Source organism: Paraburkholderia caledonica, assembly GCF_000383275.1.
GTDB classification, from domain to species: Bacteria; Pseudomonadota; Gammaproteobacteria; order Burkholderiales; family Burkholderiaceae; genus Paraburkholderia; species Paraburkholderia caledonica.
In genome coordinates, this window is record NZ_KB911035.1 from 409,609 (window position 1) to 425,838 (window position 16,230).

Genomic DNA, 16,230 nt, shown 5'->3' on the forward strand with positions numbered 1-16,230 from the left:
ATGACCGAGACAGCCACTGTGCCGTCGATGTCCGGCGCCGACGACGATCTCGCGATCGTACGGCGCATCGTCGCTGGGGATCGGCCCGCATTCGAGTTGTTGATGCGCCGCCATAATCGACGGCTTTACCGGCTCGCGCGCGCCACGCTGCGCGACGACGCTGAAGCCGAAGACGCCCTGCAGGACGCGTACCTCCGCGCGTATCGTTCGCTGAGTCAGTTTCGCGGCGACTCCGCGTTGTCGACCTGGCTTTCGCGCCTCGTGCTCAACGAGTGCTACGGCCGGCTGCGCCGTCATGCGCGCCGCGAGAATGTCTTTCCGATAGTCAGTTCGAACACTGCCGACCTCGATCTCGAAGCCATGCATCCGTCCGACTCCGAATCCCCCGACCGCGCCGTGGCGCGCGCGGAAATGCGTGCGCTGATCGAGCGCAAACTCGACGAGCTGCCAGAATCGTTCCGCACGGTATTCGTCCTCCGTTCAGTGGAAGAGCTGAGCGTCGAGGAAACCGCGCAATGCCTCGACATTGCCGAAGCCACCGTGCGTAGCCGGCATTTCCGTGCGAAAAGCCTGCTGCGCGAATCACTGGCGCGAGACATCGACCTCGCAGGGAGCGAACTGTTCGGGTTCGCCGGCGCGCGCTGCGACAGGATCGTCGCGAATGTGATGTCGCGAATCGACACGCGCGGCGAAAACAGTTAGACGGCTGATGCGCCGCAAGCGACGCCGGCAGACATAACGCCATGTCATGGCCGCTCCAACAATTGCGGCGTTGCCCCGGTCAAATTGACTCACTATATTTCCAGTCAAGCCAGCGCCATTGCCCCTCCGGCCGCAAGCCGCAGGCGCATTCGCGCCGACCTGGATGATGTCTTTCGCTTCAACCGTATCGAGGAGAAGTCGTGATAAGCATGCCAAGGTTGCGCCCGTTTGCCATGACTCTTGTGTTGAGCGCAATGAGCATGGCGCCTGCTCTCGCCGCAGGAAAAATCACCTTCGTGTCGCAAGGCGGCACGTATCAGGAAGCCCAGACCAAAGCGATTCTCGACCCCGCTGCGAAGGAACTGGGCATCACCATCAACCAGGACAGCATTCCCGACGCGTGGCCGCAGATCAAGGCTCAGGCCGCTACCGGCAAGCCGATCTGGGACGTGGTGGACACGCCCACCTCCAACTGTCTGCGCGGCGGCCGCGAGGGGTTGCTCGAGAAGCTCGACTTCTCGAAGATCCCCAACGCTGCCGCGATGCCGGAAAAGTACCGCACGCCGTACTCGGTCGCGTATGAGTTCTACTCGACTGTGATCGGCTACAACAAGAAAACGCTGAAAAAGGCACCGCAAAGCTGGGCCGATTTCTGGAACGTGAAAGCGTTCCCAGGCACCCGAGCCTTGCGCAACGATCCGCAAACGGTACTGGAAGCCGCCCTGCTCGCCGACGGCGTGCCGCGCGACAAGCTGTATCCGCTCGACGTCGACCGCGCGTTCAGGAAGCTGCAACAGATCAAACCCGACATCACCGTGTGGTGGACTTCCGGTGGGCAGTCCGCGCAATTGCTGCACGACGGCGAGGTGGACATGACGATGATCTGGAACGGCCGCGCGAGCGCGGTGCGCAAGGACAATCCCGATGTCGATTTCACATTCAACGACGGCATTCTGCAAAACACGCAGTTGTGCGTGCTGAAGAACGCGCCGAATCTGACCGACGCGATGCGCTTCCTCAACGCTGCAATGTCGCCTGAGTTGCAGGCCAACCTGCCGCTTTACATCGACTACGGTCCAGGGAACCCCGCAGCGTTCAAGACCGGCAAGATCACGGCCAAGCGCGCAAGCGAATTGCCAAGCTCGCCAGAGAACGCCGCGAAACAGGCACTGATGTCTGAAGATTGGTGGGCGTCGGATGCAGGCATCCAGGCAAAAGCGCGGTGGCTGAAGTTCATGCAGTAGCTTGCGCACTGCTCGCCATACGATTGAAGCGCCCGCGGGAACACGGTTCATCGCGGGCGTTTTGTATCTTGCGGCGCTCATTGCATCCAGCGCATTCATTGCATGGATCGCACCGATCGCACTCACACCCACGAGCCCCACAGTCTTTATCTATCCAACGTGATCGATTATCTGATTCTTGGCGGCGGATCGGCGGGCTGCGTGCTAGCTGCTCGTCTTTCCGAAGACGCCGGCAAGACCGTGTGCCTCGTGGAAGCGGGTCGCGACATCTCGCAGGCGACAATGCCAGCCGACATTCGCAGCCGCTATCCCGGTCGCGCCTACCTCGACAGCACGAACATCTGGCAGCAATTGAAAGCACGCATGAGCGCGCCTGCCGCATTGCGCCGCTATGAACAGGCGCGGCTGCTCGGTGGCGGCTCCGCGATCAACGCATTAATGGCCAACCGCGGCGCGCCCGCCGATTACGACGAATGGCAAGCACTCGGCGCGCAAGGCTGGAACTGGGAAGCGTGTCTACCCTACTTTCGCAAGCTCGAAACGGACCACGATTTCGGCAATTCCAGCGACGTCAGTATCAGCGCCCTGCACGGCGCGAGCGGCCCGCTGCGCATTCAGCGCACTGCGTGGACGCGCATCTCGCCGTTCGTGAAAGCCGTGCTCGATACGTTGAAACATGATTATCCGTTGCGCGCCGATCAGAACGGCGCGTGGGAAGACGGCACCTTCATCGGGTCGATCGCAGTAAGCGCGGGCGGCGAACGCATACCCACGTCCGTTTGTTATCTGGACGAAGCCGTGCGCGCGCGATCCAACCTCGCCGTTTGCACCCACGAGACCGCCGAACGCATTCTGTTCGACGGACGGCGTGCAATTGGCGCACGCATGATCCGGCCGGACGGTACGCATCACGACATTCGGGCCGGCTGCGTGATCGTGTGCTCCGGTGCGATTCACTCGCCGGCGCTGTTGCTGAGAAGCGGCATCGGTCCTGCTGACGAGCTTGCCGCACTGGGCATCGACGTGGTCGCACATCGCGAAGGCGTGGGCCGCAATCTGATGGAGCATCCGTCTATTGCGGTGTCCGCCTATCTGCCTCGCGCGGCACGCACGCCCTTTCGCCACGAGCATCACGAACAGGCAATCGTGCGCTTTTCGTCGGGCTTGCCCGGCACCGTGCCGGGCGACATGCACGGCGCAATACTGTCGCGCTCGGGCTGGCACTCGGTCGGCTACCGTCTCGGCACGATGTTTTTCTGGGTCAACAAATCGTATTCGCGTGGACGACTGAAACTGAAATCGTCGAGCGCCTTCGATGAACCCGAGGTCGACTTCGCCATGCTGTCCGATGCGCGCGATCTCGAACGGCTGAAGCTCGCACTGCGGTTGGGCGCACACACTCTGTCCGCGCCAGCGATGGCGGCGCATCTCGGCACAGTATTCCCGTCGAGCTATTCGCCGCGGGTCGCCGCCGTTGCAGTGCCAAGCGCGTGGAACGCGTTGCAGCGCGGCGCGCTGAGCTTGCTGCTCGACATCGCCGGCCCGTTACGAGCGTCGCTCGTGCGGCGCGTTGTGACTCAAGGGGTGACGCTGAACGAACTGCTCGCCGACGACACCGCGCTCACGCAGTTCGTCACGCGTTCCGTGGGCGGCACCTGGCATCCGTCGGGGACCTGCCGCATGGGCGCCGCCGACGATCCGCTCGCTGTCACCGATGCGCGCGGCGCAGTCTACGGTGTCGAACATCTACACGTGTGCGACGCGTCGTTGATGCCGTCAATTCCGTGCGCCAACACGAACGTGCCGACCATCATGATCGCCGAGCGCATTGCCGACCTGCTGCGCGGCCGTTCGAGTGGCTCCTAATCGCCGTAGCCGACGATACCCTTCACTTCGAGAAACGCCTCGAGGCCCCACTCGCCGTACTCGCGGCCGTTGCCTGACTGCTTGTAGCCGCCGAACGGCGAGCCTGGGTCCCACGACGGATAATTCACATAGACGCTGCCCGCGCGTAGACGGAACGCCACACGCCGGGCGCGCGCCAGGTCCGCCGACTGCACGTAGGCAGCGAGGCCGAATGGCGTATCGTTCGCGATTGCAATGGCATCTTCGTCGTCGCGATACGGGATGATCGCGAGAACGGGACCGAAGATTTCCTCGCGCGCAATCGCCATCGACGGGTCCACGTTCGCGAACACCGTGGGCCGCACGTAGTAGCCGCGCGTCAAACCGTCGGGCCGCCCGGGGCCTCCCGCCGCCAGTTGCGCGCCTTCCTCGACGCCCTTTTCGATCAGCCGTTGCACGCGAGCATACTGCACGTCACTGACGACCGGGCCCATCGTCGTCGTTTCATCGTCTGCACGACCCACGCGGTGCGCGGCCGCCGCGCGCTGTGCAATACGCACGGCCTCTTCGTGCCGCGCTGCCGGCACGAGCATGCGTGTCGGCGCGTTGCACGACTGGCCGCTGTTGCTGAAGCACGAGTTGACGCCCGACGTCACAGCCGCTTCGAAGTCGACATCGTCGAGAAGAATGTTCGCCGACTTGCCGCCCAGCTCCTGATGCACCCGCTTGACGGACGGTGCGGCGAGCTTTGCGATTTCGACGCCTGCTCGCGTCGATCCTGTGAACGACACCATGTCGACGTCCGGATGGCCGCACAGCGCGGCGCCGACAGTCGGGCCGTCGCCATTCACGAGATTGAACACGCCGGGCGGCACACCGGCTGCGTCGAGAATCTCGGCAAACAGCACGGCGTTGAGCGGCGACACTTCGCTCGGCTTGAGCACCATCGTGCAGCCGGCCGCGATCGCGGGAGCAACCTTGCAGACTATCTGATTGATCGGCCAGTTCCATGGCGTAATCAATGCGACTACGCCGACAGGCTCATGATTGACGAGCGTCGTCCCTTTCTTGCGCTGCCATGCGAACGTCTCGCACGTTCGGAGCAGTTCTTCGAGGTGACGCTTGCCGAGCGCGGCCTGCCACGCACGCGAAAGCGCTTTCGGCGCGCCAATCTCGCGCGAGATGATGTCGGCCATGTCGTCGTAGCGCACCATATAGGCGTCGAGTATCCGGCGGATCAGCGCGATCCGCCCGGTAGGCCCGGTCTGCGAGAACGACTCGAACGCGCGCTTCGCGGCGGCCACGGCGCGCTCGACATCGTCCGCATTGCCTAGCGCGATTTCAGCGAAGACTTCTTCCGTGCAAGGATCGACCACGGGCAGACGTGCGGTGCCCGACGGCTCGACCCAGGCGCCGTCGATATAAAACTTCAGTGCGTTCGACATCCGCTTCCCATAGAGAGAGTTCAAAGACATCACGCCCGCGCCGCCGAAGAACGGCGGCTCACGACGACGATCATCACGAGACACAACGTCAATGCGGTCAGCATCGTACTGATCGCGGCGATGGTGGGATCGATCTCGTCGCGCAGCGTAACGAACATGCGGCGCGTGAGCGTCTGGTTCGTGCCGCCCGAGATGAACAATGCAACCACCGTTTCGTCGAGCGCCTGAATGAAGACGAACACCGCACCCGAAATCACGCTCGCCTTGATCTGCGGAAGCGTCACCGCAAGAAAGCTGCGCAGGCGATTCATCCCGAGGCTGCGCGCGACCATCTCCTGCGTGCGGTCGAACGTGCGCAAATCGGCGCCCACGGAAATCAGCACATAGGGCAGGCCGAGCATCGTATCGGCGACGATCAGGCCGCCCAGCGTATTCACATAACCGGCCTGCGTGAATACGAAAAACACGCCCACCGCGACGATGATGATCGGCACCATCAGCGGCAACATGAGCAGCGTGCGCAAATAGCGCATCGACCAGTGCGTGCCGTGCTGGATCGCATAGGCCGCGGCGATGCCGAGCGGCGTCGCGAGCACCGCTGCGCATACGGACGCCACGAGCGTCGTGCGAGCCGCGTCGATCCACGCGGGGTTGTCGAAGAACGCGTGATACCAGCGCAACGAATAGGCGGGCGGCGGGAACGTCATGAAGCGCGTGTCGGAGAACGACAGCGGCACGACGATCAGCACCGGCAGCATCAGAAACCCGAGAATCAGCACGACGAGCACGCCGAGCACGACTCTGCCGAACGGGATCTTGTTCATTTCGCGCCCAGGGTCTTTTCCAGGGGAATCACGCGGCTCGCGGCATAGAAAATCGCGAACACGCAGAGCAGCAGCACGACACTGACCGCGCTCGCAGCGCCCCAACTGTTATAAATCTCGACGTTGCGACTCACCACCATCGACACCATGATGGACTTGCCCCCGCCCATCAGTTCGGGCGTGATGTAAAAACCGAGGCACAGTACGAATACCAGCGTGGCGCCTGCCACGACGCCGCTCATCGATAGCGGCAGGAACACGCGCCAGAACACGTGCAGCGGCGAGCCGCCGAGACTGGCGCCGGCCTGCGAAAGATTAGCGGGGATTTTCTGCATCGCCGAATACAGCGGCAGCACCATGAAAGGCAGCAGAATGTGCACCATCGCGAGAATGGTGCCGAACTGGTTATACGCAAGTTGCACCGGACGATCGACAAGACCCGTCGCAAGCAGCGCCTTGTTGATGAGACCGGTGCGCTGCAGCAGCACGAGCCACGCATAGGTACGCACGAGCACGCTGGTCCAGAACGGCAGGATCACCATGCCGAGTATCAGCGCACTCCATCGCGGCGATACCGACGCCGCAAAGTACGCAACCGGATAGCCCAGCAGCAACGTCACGCCCGTCACGATGACGCTGAGTTTGAACGTCATGAGGAACGTGTCGAGATAGGTGCCCGTGAAAATGCGCCGGTAATTGACAAGCGTGAAGCCGCCGTCATGCCAGATGGACTGCCACGACAGCCACGCGAGCGGCACCACCAGCAGCACGACCACGACGAACAATGCGGGCGCGAGCAACAGCAGCATCGCGCGGTCTTCGCGTTGCTGGTGGCGCGCCGACGGGTCCGTGGCAACTGTTTGAATCAGGGCGGGGTCCTGGAGAATCCGTTTGGCTGTCGTCATCATGCACCCACAGCGTCGAGAAACTGGTACCACGCGGCAACGACGCGAACGCCGGGCGCGCGCAGCGAATGGAACGGCACGGGCCGCAAGCCTTGCTGGCCGAGCAACGCAAGCTCAGGTGTCTCGCCGAGTGCGAGTGCTGCGGCATGCTGGCCAAGCAGGCTCGCCATCGCGACGCCCGCTCCGTTATACCCCAGACAAAAGGTCGTGGCGTCGTCGCTGCGGCCAACATGCGGCAACGCATTGAACGTCATGTCGACATAGCCGGACCACTGATATTCAATACGCAGATCCGCGAGATCGGGAAATAGCGCGACCATTGCGCGTCGCAGCGCGTCGAAGCCGGTCGCCTGGCCTTCCTTGCCGAACGCGTCGCGTCCGCCGAACAGCATACGGCCGTCGACCTTGCGAAACCACTTCATCATGCGCCGCGTTTCCGTATAGCTGCGGCGCTGCGTCATGAGCCGATTATCGAGTTCCGCGGGCAGGCGTTCCGTCGCAATCATTGCGCTGCGAAACGGCACGAGTTCACGCTGGTAGGCAGCGGTCGCGGACGTGAGATCGGAGTACGCGTTGGTCGCGACAATGACTTGTCTCGCGCGCACCGTGCCGCCGGGCGTTCGCAGCACGACGCCGGCGGGCCCGCCTTGCGAACGCGTCATTTCGACAACCGGCGTGGCTTCGTAAATCGGCACGCCCCGCGCAGTGAGGCCTCGCGCGAGCCCGTACACATATTCGAGCGGCAAAATCGTGCCTGCATCCGCGCTCAATACGCCGCCCACAAACTCGCTCGATCCTGTCTCGCGCCTCACTTCTTCGCGCGACTGCACTGTCATCGACGTGTCGCCCAACTGCGTCCGCACCCAATCGGCTTCCGCACAGATCGCGGCGAACGCGCGCTCGGTGTGCGCGCAACGCAGGCTGCCTGTGTGCTCGAAGTGCGCTCGTTCGAGCTTGAACTCGTCGACGAACGATTCGACCACTCGCACGCCGTCGTGCGCGAGCCGATGCATGCGCTTCGCGGTATCGAGTCCGTGCAGTTTGTCGATTTGCGGAAACGACAAACGGAACTTCGACGACACCACCCCGCCGTTGCGCCCGCTCGCGCCCCAACCGACCGGGTTCGCATCGAACACGGCGCAATCGACGCCGCGCTTTTGCAGCGCGTACGCGGCCGACAGGCCCGAATAACCCGCGCCGATCACGGCCACGTCGACCGCCAGATCGCGCGCGAGCGGCGCGCCCGTGCTCACGGGCGGCTGCCGTTGCGCCAAGCGGGCGGCCATCGCACGCCATAGCGAGTCGGGCTGCGGCCGCTGCGAGTCGTTGTGGAGGGCGGGCGCGAGCATGGCTTAAGCAGCGCGCGCTTCGGCTTCGACCGCGTCAGCGAGCGCGCCGAGCGTTGCGAATTTGAACGTGGGCGCGGTGACGGCTTCAGGCACCGGCGTCGCGCCGAAACCCTTCATGCCCTGGCGTCGCTCGATCCAGCAGGTCGAGTAACCCAGCTTCGTCGCGATGCCGATGTCGTGATACTGGCTCTGCGCGGTGTGCAGGATCTCGTTGAACTTGAAGCCGAATGCCGCCTGACGTCCGCGGTTGTAGGCAAAGAACTGCGGGTCCGGTTTCGCGACACCCGTTTCGTCACAGCACACGGTGTCGTCGAAAGGGTCGCCCAGGGTATGTGCGTAGGCCGACAACGCGACGCGGTCCGCGTTGGTCATCGCGACGAGGCGATAATGTTTGCGCAGGCGCTTCAGGGCCTCGACCGAGTCTTCGAACGCGGGCCACTCCAGCACGTCGCGCTGGAAGGCCGCCGCGGATTGCGCGTCGTCGGGCAGGCCGAGTTCGCCGGCAAGATACAGATACACGTTCGCCATTTCGTGGCTCGAACGACCCGGATACTTCGCGCGTCCGCGCATATACGGCTCGAAGATCTGGTCGTCGGTGAGATCTTTCGCCGCCGCGCCGCCAAGGCGCCGCACGGACGCAAGCACGCCCTGTTCGAAGTTGATCAGCGTGCCGACGACGTCGAACGTCAGGACCTTGAAATCGGTGAGCTTCATTGCATCATCCTTTTGCGGGTTGCGTTAAATTCGTAAGACGTATGCCCGGGCGGGCGGGGAGAGTCAGGCGGGCACGACGATCGTGTCCTGCGGATCGAGCACAACGGTCATGTGTTCGCCCGGTGACGGAATGCGGCTGCGCGCGTTGTGATTGCCGGGCTGGCGCAGACTGATCGAAGTGCCGTCAGCCAGTGTCGCGAACACGCGCAGGCTTTCTCCCTGGTACAGCACTTCGGTCACGCGGCACGAGAGCCGGTTGGCGGCAGGCTCTGCCGGACCGGCGTCGATCACGAGCTTTTCTGTCTGCACGGCAAGCAGCAAACGCTCGCCGCGCGGCAACGGGTGCGCGGTTCGCAACACCGCGTCGCCGAGGCGTACGGCGTCGTCGCCTGCGCGGCGCACATCGAGCAGCGTCGCTTCGCCTATAAAGCTTGCGACGAACGCGTCGCAAGGCCGGTCATAGAGACGCTCGGGCGTATCGATCTGCACGAGCTTGCCGTTCTTCAACACGGCCACGCGATCGCTCATGGTCAGCGCTTCGCGCTGGTCATGCGTCACGTAGACAATCGTCGCGCCGAGCTTGCGATGCAGACGCCGCAACTCGATCTGCATCGTTTCGCGCAGCTGCTTGTCGAGCGCGGAAAGCGGCTCGTCCATCAGGATCAGTTGCGGCTCGAAGACCATTGCTCTTGCAAGCGCGACGCGTTGACGTTGGCCGCCGGAAAGCTGACTGATGCCGCGGGATTCATAACCGCTCAGTTCGACCATCGCGAGCGCGTCGGCCACTCTCGCCGCCCACCCCGCTTTCGGATCGCGGCGCGCGCGCAGCGGGAACGCGACGTTTTCGCCCACCGTCATGTGCGGAAAAAGTGCGTAGTTCTGGAACACGATGCCAATGTTGCGTTTGTGCGGCGGCGCAAATGTAATGTCCCGCTCGCCGACCCACACCGAGCCGGAAGTCGGCTGGACAAAGCCACCGAGGATGCCGAGCAGCGTCGTCTTGCCCGACCCGGACGGTCCGAGCAGCGACACGAACTCGCCTGGCTCGATGTCGAGCGAGACGTCGTCCAGCGCGATTACGGGTCCATAGCGCTTCGCTGCCGACCGGATGGAGACTCCTGTTTTCGCTCGTGCGTCCATTGCGTTTGCTCTCGCTGAAGGGCCTGCATTAGGGAAAATATAGGTGTCAAACTTTTTGGCGGCAATTCCCAAATTGTTGGATCGGGCATAACATCAAGTCATGCCGAATCTACGCAAAAAACTGCCGAGCGCGAATGCGCTGTTCGTCTTCGAGGCTGCCGCTCGTTGCGGCAACTTCACGCGTGCCGCGCAAGAACTCTATGTGAGCCAGCCCGCCGTGAGCCGTATGCTCGCTCGCATGGAAGACCACATCGGAGTGCGCCTCTTCGAGCGCGTGCGCGGCGGCATTGAACTCACCGAAAGCGGGCGCATTCTGTACACCAAGATCTCAGAAGGATTCAACGGCATAGAAAGCGCGATACGTGAAATAGAAGCGCGTGCTACGGGCGTGGAATCGGTCACGCTGTCGGTATCCACGGGATTTACGACGCACTGGCTGATGCCGCGCATGAGCCGCCTGAACGAGGCGTTCCCGTCAATCGATCTGCGGTTTCAGCTCATTTCGGGGCGCATTGGTGGACCGCTTGTCGATGTCGATCTGGGCATGCGCTTCATGCAGGCCGGCGACATCGACGAAAACAGCGTGCTGGTTATGCCCGAAACCCTATTGCCCGTGTGCAATCCGCGCTATCAGGAAACGTCGCTGACAGACGCCGGCCGTGAGCACGGCGACACCGTCATCGTGATGGACGACGAGGAGCGCGGCTGGCACCATCGTTTTGGAGCGTTCGAGCAGCACGGGCGGCGCGTGGCGAGCATGCTCAGCTTCAACGACTACGCGATCGTCGTGCAGGCGGCGCTGCTCGGCCAGGGCATCGCGCTTGGCTGGCTGAACGTGGTGTCGCACTGGCTGTCGCAACGCGCACTCGTCCCCGCCGAAGAAGAAATCCTCGTGACCAATCGGCGCTGCTGTCTGGTGTCGCCCGCGAACCGGCCTTTGCGGCCCATCGTCGCGAACGTGCGCGACTGGATCGTCGAGGAAATGCGGGCCGATTTGCGCACGTTGGAGAGTGCGTACCCGCAATTGGGATTGCGCGGGGCGTTCAAGGAATGCGGCGTCGCTATCGTTTGACGGCAGGTAATGCACTGCCGCGGCCACGGCGCTGCATGAGAACAAGTGGTGCGCGGAAACTCCGGCCGCAGGGTGCGCGGGCCAATTCCGGAATCGCCTGCGAGCAGCGAGACAACGCGACGGACCAAGGGCAGATCAAAGCCCGTTTTTCATCGTGTGCATCAAGTCGCCGAACGACTGACGCGTATTGACCGCATTGACGATGTCAGCCAGAAACCAGGGAAGAATCAGCTGCGTGTCGGGATCGGTGACACCGACGCTCAGCGCCGGCGGCCTTGCGACCGGCGCGGCTGCCGTGGCTGGCTTTGCACCCTGATAAGCGGACGAGGTGCGAGTTTCGGTGGTAGCCGAAACGTGTGAGGCGACTGGCTCGCCAGGCGGCGGCCACGCCGACGAACAGCCGGCAAGCAGCATAGTGGCGGCGGCAACAACGGCAGTAGCGGCAACGTAGAACGGCTTCATGATCGACTCCAGCCTACGTGATTTGGACAGAACTGCCCGGCAGGAAGTTCGTCGACTTAGGCACGACGAATGGCGCGTGGGCGTGCCAGTTCCTAGTGCCCCGCTGCAGCGGCGGCCGCCGAATTCGTCTTGCCCGGCTTCGTCACCCAGATCAACGGAATGATCAGTACGAAGATCACCGCCGACAACCAGAAAATATCGTTGAGTCCAAGCATGGCGGCTTGGGTGTTCATCGAGTGTTCGAAGAAAGCCATCGCTTGAGACCGGCTGCCTCCCAGTGCAGCTTGCGCCGAATCCAGTGCCGCGGTGAAAACAGGGTTGGTGACGCCCGTCTGCTCAGCCAGTCTCGCGTGATGCAAGATGGTGCGATCGTTCCAGCCGGTTGCGGCAAGAGACGTTCCCACTGCGCCCGCAAACACACGCACGAAATTCGACAAACCCGCGGCGGCGGGAATCTTCTCGGGCGCGAGGCCGGAAAGAATGATGGCGGTCAGCGGCACGAAGAACAATGCGGTCGGTATGCCCTGCAACAAGGTGGGCAATACGAGCGTCCAGGTATCCACGCCGGTCGTGTAGTGCGAACGCATGAAGAACACGCCCGCAAAGCCGACAAAGGCCAACGTTGCGAGAACGCGCGCATCCGAGCGCGGCATGATCTTCGCCATCACAGGGGCAAGGATCACGGCGAATATGCCGAGCGGCGCCGTGGCGAGACCTGCATCGACGGACCGGTAGTTCAGGTAACCCTGCATCCACTGCGGCAGCAAGACGAGGTTTGAGAAAAACACCGCATACGCAACCGAAATCGCAACCGTGCCGCCAAGAAAATTGCGGCCGCCGAACAGCCTCAGATCGATGACCGGGTTCTTCTCGGTCAGCTCCCAGATCACGAAGAATGCGAAGCTGATCCCTGCAAACACAGTCAACGCGACGATTACCGGGGAATTGAACCAGTCGAGGTCCTTACCCTTGTCGAGCATGATCTGCAGCGAACCGACCCACGCGATCAACGAGATCAGCCCGATCTTGTCGATCGGCGAACGCTTCGTTGGGGACTCGCGCGTGCGGTAGATCGCCCATGTCACACCCGCAGCAAAGAGCCCAACCGGAATGTTGATGTAGAAGATCCACGACCACGAATAGCTGTCCGTAATCCAGCCACCGAGCGCAGGCCCTGCAATCGGGCCGACAGTCGCTGTCATTGCCCACAGCGCCAACGCATGCGAACTCTTCTCCTTCGGATACGAGCCCAGCAGAATGGCCTGCGAAAGCGGGATCAACGGGCCCGCTACCGCGCCTTGCAAAATGCGCGCGGCGAGCAGAACCGGCAGATTCGGTGCTATTCCACATAGCCACGAAGACATGACGAACAACAATATCGCCCAGACGAAAAGCTTGATCTGCCCGACACGCTGCGTGAGCCAACCTGTCAACGGAATCGAAATTGCGTTGGCTGCGGCGAAGAGCGTGATCACCCATGTTCCTTCATCGACCGATACGCCGAGGTTGCCCGCGATAGTCGGGATAGCCACGTTCGCAATCGAGGAGTCGAGCACATTCATGAACGTGGCCAGCGCTACGGCAAGCGTTGCGAGCACAAGCTTGCCGCCCGTCAAAGGCGGAAGCGTTGCAGGTCGCGTCGATTGATTCATTTCATCACCTGTTGAAGGTCGCTAATATCTGACTTGTCAGCTAATTGCACAAAAAAAATGGAAAGCACTCGTCGTGTATTCAGCCCGCTTTGCGCGTCGCGCTTTTTTTCACGCCAGCCGTTGCGGCTGTGCGCGCCATCGGCATGTTCTGCGCGATGATCCGGGCGATCTCCGCATCTGCATCCGCGCCGTACTGCGCAAATACATCAGTGCGATAGGTAGTATTCACCGCCGCACCGAGTTGGGTTCCCGACTGGTCGCGAGTTTCGACTTCGACCTGCATTGACAATCCGATCCGCAGCGGATGTGCGTCCAGTTCCTTCTGATCGAGCTGAATGCGCGCGGGCAGACGCTGTACGACCTTGATCCAGTTGCCGGTCGCATTCTGAGCGGGCAGTACCGCGAACGCCGAGCCGGTTCCCGCAGAGAAGCCCACCATGCGGCCGTGGTATTTGACGCTCGAACCATAGACGTCGGCGGAAAGCGTGACCGGTTGGCCGATGCGCATGCGCCTGAGTTGGCTCTCCTTGAAGTTCGCATCGACCCACACCTCGTTGAGGGGGACGATCGCCATCAACGGCGTGCCGGGCGCGACTCGTTGACCGACCTGTACAGAACGTCGTGCCACATAGCCGGTGACCGGAGCAGGCAAGGTGTTGCGCGCGTAGTTCAGATAAGCGTCGCGTACTTTGGAAGACGCCGCCAGAACGTTCGGATGCTGTTCGATCGACGTGCGGTCGGTCAGCGCACGGTTTGCTTCGGCCTGCTGACGCGCGGCGTCGAGCGCGGCCTGCGCGGCGCTGACCGCATCGCGCGCGTGTGCCACGTCCTCGCCGGACACCGCGCCGGTTTCCGCGACCGCCTGACGTCGCTTCAGATCACTGACGGCGCGCGCGAGATCCGACTCGCGCTGCGCGACCGTTGCTGCGTAGTAGTCGTTGTTCACGTAAAGACCGCTGACTTGCCGCACGGTCTGCCCCAGCGTTGCTTCGGCATTGGCAAGCGCGTCTCTGGCATCCGCGTTGTCGAGCGTCACGACCGGCGCGCCCTGCTTGACGATCTGCGTATCGTCGGCGTTCACTGCAACGACGGTGCCGCTGACCTGCGGCGTCAGTTGCACGAGATTGCCACTAACGTATGCATCGTCGGTAGCCTCGTGATACTGACCGGTCGTCACGTAATACACGCCGTACGCTGCGCCGGCTGCCACTATCGCGGCGGCCAGCAACGCGAGCAGCAACTTGCGCCGCGTAGTGCCTTGCGTTTGTTGGGGTTGGGGTTGGTCTGCGTCCGCCTTCGCTCGGTCGGCGTTGATGCTATCGCTCATTGTGTGACTCCTGACAGGATCTGAAATACGTCGCGCTCAACGCACGGCGACGACTGGATTGAGTTTGACTGCAGGCGCGGCACCGGCATTGTCGGAATAGCCGCCGCCCAGCGCCGCTGCCAATGCGATCTGCTGATCGCGCCGGTTCATCTTCAGATTCGCGACCTGCTCGTCGGCTTGAAGCGCCGTGGTGTCCGCGTTCAACACCGTGAGCTGATTCGCGAGTCCCGCCTTGTATTGCACGAGCGCCAGTTGATCGGCGCTGCGGGCGGCTTCCTGCGCGGCTAGCGCGTCGACGAGCTGCTCGTCGGTGGAACGGATTTGCGCGAGCTGAGTGGCAACTTCGGACAGTGCAGTGACGAGCGTCTGGTTATATGCAGCGACGGCGTAGTCGAAATCGGCATAGCGGCCTTTAAGTTGCGCCCGCAACTGACCGCCGTCGAAAATCGGCAGATGGATCGCCGGACCCACCGATGCCGTGCGGCTCGCCGCATTGAGGAAGCGGCCGAAGCCGAATGCGTCGAGGCCAATAGCCGCACTGAGGTTGATGTCGGGATAGAACTCGGCCTTGGCCTCCTTCACGTCGTGCACCAGCGCGTCGACTCGCCATTTAGCGGCGACCAGATCCGGGCGCCGGCTGACGAGGTCAGCGGGCAGATTGGCCGGCAGACGCACTTCATCGCCGATACCGAGCGACGGACGGGCAATTGCAAGACCTCGGTCAGGTCCTGCGCCGAGCAATGCGGCAAGCTGATATCGCGTGGTGAGAATGCTGCCGTCCAGCGACGCCAGCGCGGCCCGGCTGCTAGCGAGGTTCGCCTGCGCGGTCTTGCGCTCGACCTGCGTGTCGAGTCCAGTTGCAATCCGGCCGGCCGTAATTCGGTCAATCTGTTCGCGCTGCGTCACTTCCTGCTGCGCGATGTCGCGCAACGCAAAGAGACGAGCAAGCTGGTTATACGCGCGCGCCGTGGCGGATGTCAGCGAGAGTCTGACGACTTCCGCATCGGCCTTGCTTGCTTGCAACTGCGACAGCGAGGCTTTCAGTGCTTCGCGATTCTTGCCCCACAAATCCAGGTCATACGATGCGGACAGCAAACCCTTGTTCTCCGATTGCCATGACCCGCCGTACGGAGGCGGCACGAGTGCCGTGCTCGAATACTGCTGCCGCGTGAACGAGTAAGTCGCCCCGACTTGCGGCATCGTGCTCGCCTTCGCCGTCTCGCTGTACGCAGCGGCGGCGGCAACGCGTGCACGCGCCTGTTCGATCGACGGGTTGCCTTTCAATGCTTCCTCTAACAGCGCCTTCAGTTGGGCGTCGCCGAACTGATCGGCCCAGTCGACGGCGGGCCACTGACCGCTGTCAGCAGGAATGCTTTGCTGCGTCGCATAGGTATCTGGCGTCGCAAGCTGCTTGTCGCTCGAGATACCTGCATAGTTTGCGCAGGCCGATAGCACTGCCGCGAAGATCACCGTCATGCCGGATTTCGCAATTCGCGTTCCGATCATTCGTCGATTTAACTGTCTACTCATTTTCTGACCTGTCAGATAT

14 protein-coding genes are annotated in these 16,230 nt (G+C 62.6%); 4 read left to right on the forward strand and 10 right to left on the reverse strand.

Annotated elements, in window-relative coordinates; translation table 11 throughout:
• The 3 genes from H281_RS0107985 to H281_RS0108000 all read left to right on the forward strand — a co-directional run bounded on the left by H281_RS0107985 (window position 1) and on the right by H281_RS0108000 (window position 3,812).
• Window positions 1-702: an RNA polymerase sigma factor gene (locus H281_RS0107985; RefSeq protein ID WP_020066567.1), complete on the forward strand. Its 702-nt coding sequence runs from the start codon at window positions 1-3 to the stop codon at window positions 700-702.
• Between the two features lie 233 nt (window positions 703-935).
• On the forward strand, window positions 936-1,946 hold the full coding sequence (locus H281_RS0107990; RefSeq protein ID WP_051120899.1) for an ABC transporter substrate-binding protein: 1,011 nt from the start codon (window positions 936-938) through the stop codon (window positions 1,944-1,946).
• 159 nt (window positions 1,947-2,105) lie between these two features.
• Window positions 2,106-3,812 carry a GMC family oxidoreductase gene (locus tag H281_RS0108000; protein WP_020066570.1) on the forward strand — a complete coding sequence of 569 codons (1,707 nt, stop codon included), beginning with the start codon at window positions 2,106-2,108 and terminating at the stop codon, window positions 3,810-3,812.
• Here H281_RS0108000 and H281_RS0108005 read toward each other — a convergent pair.
• From H281_RS0108005 to H281_RS0108030, 6 genes are all read right to left on the reverse strand, one after another.
• Window positions 3,809-5,236, reverse strand: a complete 1,428-nt coding sequence (locus H281_RS0108005; RefSeq protein WP_020066571.1) for an aldehyde dehydrogenase family protein — start codon at window positions 5,234-5,236, stop codon at window positions 3,809-3,811. The genes H281_RS0108000 and H281_RS0108005 overlap by 4 nt on opposite strands.
• A 29-nt stretch (window positions 5,237-5,265) precedes the next feature.
• Window positions 5,266-6,060 carry an ABC transporter permease gene (locus tag H281_RS0108010; RefSeq protein ID WP_020066572.1) on the reverse strand — a complete coding sequence of 265 codons (795 nt, stop codon included), beginning with the start codon at window positions 6,058-6,060 and terminating at the stop codon, window positions 5,266-5,268.
• Window positions 6,057-6,968 (reverse strand): ABC transporter permease, encoded by a 912-nt coding sequence (locus H281_RS0108015; RefSeq protein ID WP_020066573.1) that lies wholly within the window; start codon window positions 6,966-6,968, stop codon window positions 6,057-6,059. The genes H281_RS0108010 and H281_RS0108015 overlap by 4 nt, the downstream gene beginning before the upstream one ends.
• Window positions 6,965-8,314, reverse strand: a complete 1,350-nt coding sequence (locus tag H281_RS0108020) for an NAD(P)/FAD-dependent oxidoreductase (protein WP_020066574.1) — start codon at window positions 8,312-8,314, stop codon at window positions 6,965-6,967. The genes H281_RS0108015 and H281_RS0108020 overlap by 4 nt, the downstream gene beginning before the upstream one ends.
• A 3-nt stretch (window positions 8,315-8,317) precedes the next feature.
• Window positions 8,318-9,028: an HAD-IA family hydrolase gene (locus H281_RS0108025; RefSeq protein ID WP_020066575.1), complete on the reverse strand. Its 711-nt coding sequence runs from the start codon at window positions 9,026-9,028 to the stop codon at window positions 8,318-8,320.
• Window positions 9,029-9,091: 63 nt separating this feature from the next.
• A complete protein-coding gene (locus H281_RS0108030; protein WP_020066576.1) occupies window positions 9,092-10,168 on the reverse strand; it encodes an ABC transporter ATP-binding protein in 1,077 nt (358 codons plus the stop codon).
• 100 nt (window positions 10,169-10,268) lie between these two features.
• On the opposite strand from H281_RS0108030, the gene H281_RS0108035 reads away from it, so the two are divergent.
• Window positions 10,269-11,240: a LysR family transcriptional regulator gene (locus tag H281_RS0108035; RefSeq protein ID WP_020066577.1), complete on the forward strand. Its 972-nt coding sequence runs from the start codon at window positions 10,269-10,271 to the stop codon at window positions 11,238-11,240.
• A 135-nt stretch (window positions 11,241-11,375) separates the two neighbouring features.
• Here H281_RS0108035 and H281_RS0108040 read toward each other — a convergent pair whose 3' ends face one another.
• From H281_RS0108040 to H281_RS34435, 4 genes are all read right to left on the reverse strand, one after another.
• A complete protein-coding gene (locus H281_RS0108040; RefSeq protein ID WP_020066578.1) occupies window positions 11,376-11,702 on the reverse strand; it encodes a hypothetical protein in 327 nt (108 codons plus the stop codon).
• A gap of 92 nt (window positions 11,703-11,794) precedes the next feature.
• The gene (locus H281_RS0108045) at window positions 11,795-13,354 is read right to left on the reverse strand and encodes a DHA2 family efflux MFS transporter permease subunit (protein WP_020066579.1); all 1,560 of its coding nucleotides are present in this window, start codon (window positions 13,352-13,354) and stop codon (window positions 11,795-11,797) included.
• Window positions 13,355-13,433: 79 nt separating this feature from the next.
• Entirely contained in the window at window positions 13,434-14,681 is a 1,248-nt protein-coding gene (locus tag H281_RS0108050) for an HlyD family efflux transporter periplasmic adaptor subunit (RefSeq protein WP_020066580.1), read from the reverse strand.
• A gap of 36 nt (window positions 14,682-14,717) precedes the next feature.
• Entirely contained in the window at window positions 14,718-16,211 is a 1,494-nt protein-coding gene (locus H281_RS34435) for an efflux transporter outer membrane subunit (protein ID WP_033379495.1), read from the reverse strand.
• Window positions 16,212-16,230 lie beyond the last annotated feature (19 nt).

Excerpts from the sequence above, each read along its gene's own strand:
- H281_RS0107985 (WP_020066567.1), top strand. The coding sequence starts at position 1 with ATGACCGAGACAGCCACTGTGCCGTCGATGTCCGGCGCCGACGACGAT.
- H281_RS0107990 (WP_051120899.1), top strand. The coding sequence starts at position 936 with ATGACTCTTGTGTTGAGCGCAATGAGCATGGCGCCTGCTCTCGCCGCA.
- H281_RS0108005 (WP_020066571.1), bottom strand. The coding sequence starts at position 5,236 with ATGTCGAACGCACTGAAGTTTTATATCGACGGCGCCTGGGTCGAGCCG.
- H281_RS0108010 (WP_020066572.1), bottom strand. The coding sequence starts at position 6,060 with ATGAACAAGATCCCGTTCGGCAGAGTCGTGCTCGGCGTGCTCGTCGTG.
- H281_RS0108015 (WP_020066573.1), bottom strand. The coding sequence starts at position 6,968 with ATGATGACGACAGCCAAACGGATTCTCCAGGACCCCGCCCTGATTCAA.
- H281_RS0108020 (WP_020066574.1), bottom strand. The coding sequence starts at position 8,314 with ATGCTCGCGCCCGCCCTCCACAACGACTCGCAGCGGCCGCAGCCCGAC.
- H281_RS0108025 (WP_020066575.1), bottom strand. The coding sequence starts at position 9,028 with ATGAAGCTCACCGATTTCAAGGTCCTGACGTTCGACGTCGTCGGCACG.
- H281_RS0108030 (WP_020066576.1), bottom strand. The coding sequence starts at position 10,168 with ATGGACGCACGAGCGAAAACAGGAGTCTCCATCCGGTCGGCAGCGAAG.
- H281_RS0108035 (WP_020066577.1), top strand. The coding sequence starts at position 10,269 with ATGCCGAATCTACGCAAAAAACTGCCGAGCGCGAATGCGCTGTTCGTC.
- H281_RS0108040 (WP_020066578.1), bottom strand. The coding sequence starts at position 11,702 with ATGAAGCCGTTCTACGTTGCCGCTACTGCCGTTGTTGCCGCCGCCACT.
- H281_RS0108045 (WP_020066579.1), bottom strand. The coding sequence starts at position 13,354 with ATGAATCAATCGACGCGACCTGCAACGCTTCCGCCTTTGACGGGCGGC.
- H281_RS0108050 (WP_020066580.1), bottom strand. The coding sequence starts at position 14,681 with ATGAGCGATAGCATCAACGCCGACCGAGCGAAGGCGGACGCAGACCAA.
- H281_RS34435 (WP_033379495.1), bottom strand. The coding sequence starts at position 16,211 with ATGAGTAGACAGTTAAATCGACGAATGATCGGAACGCGAATTGCGAAA.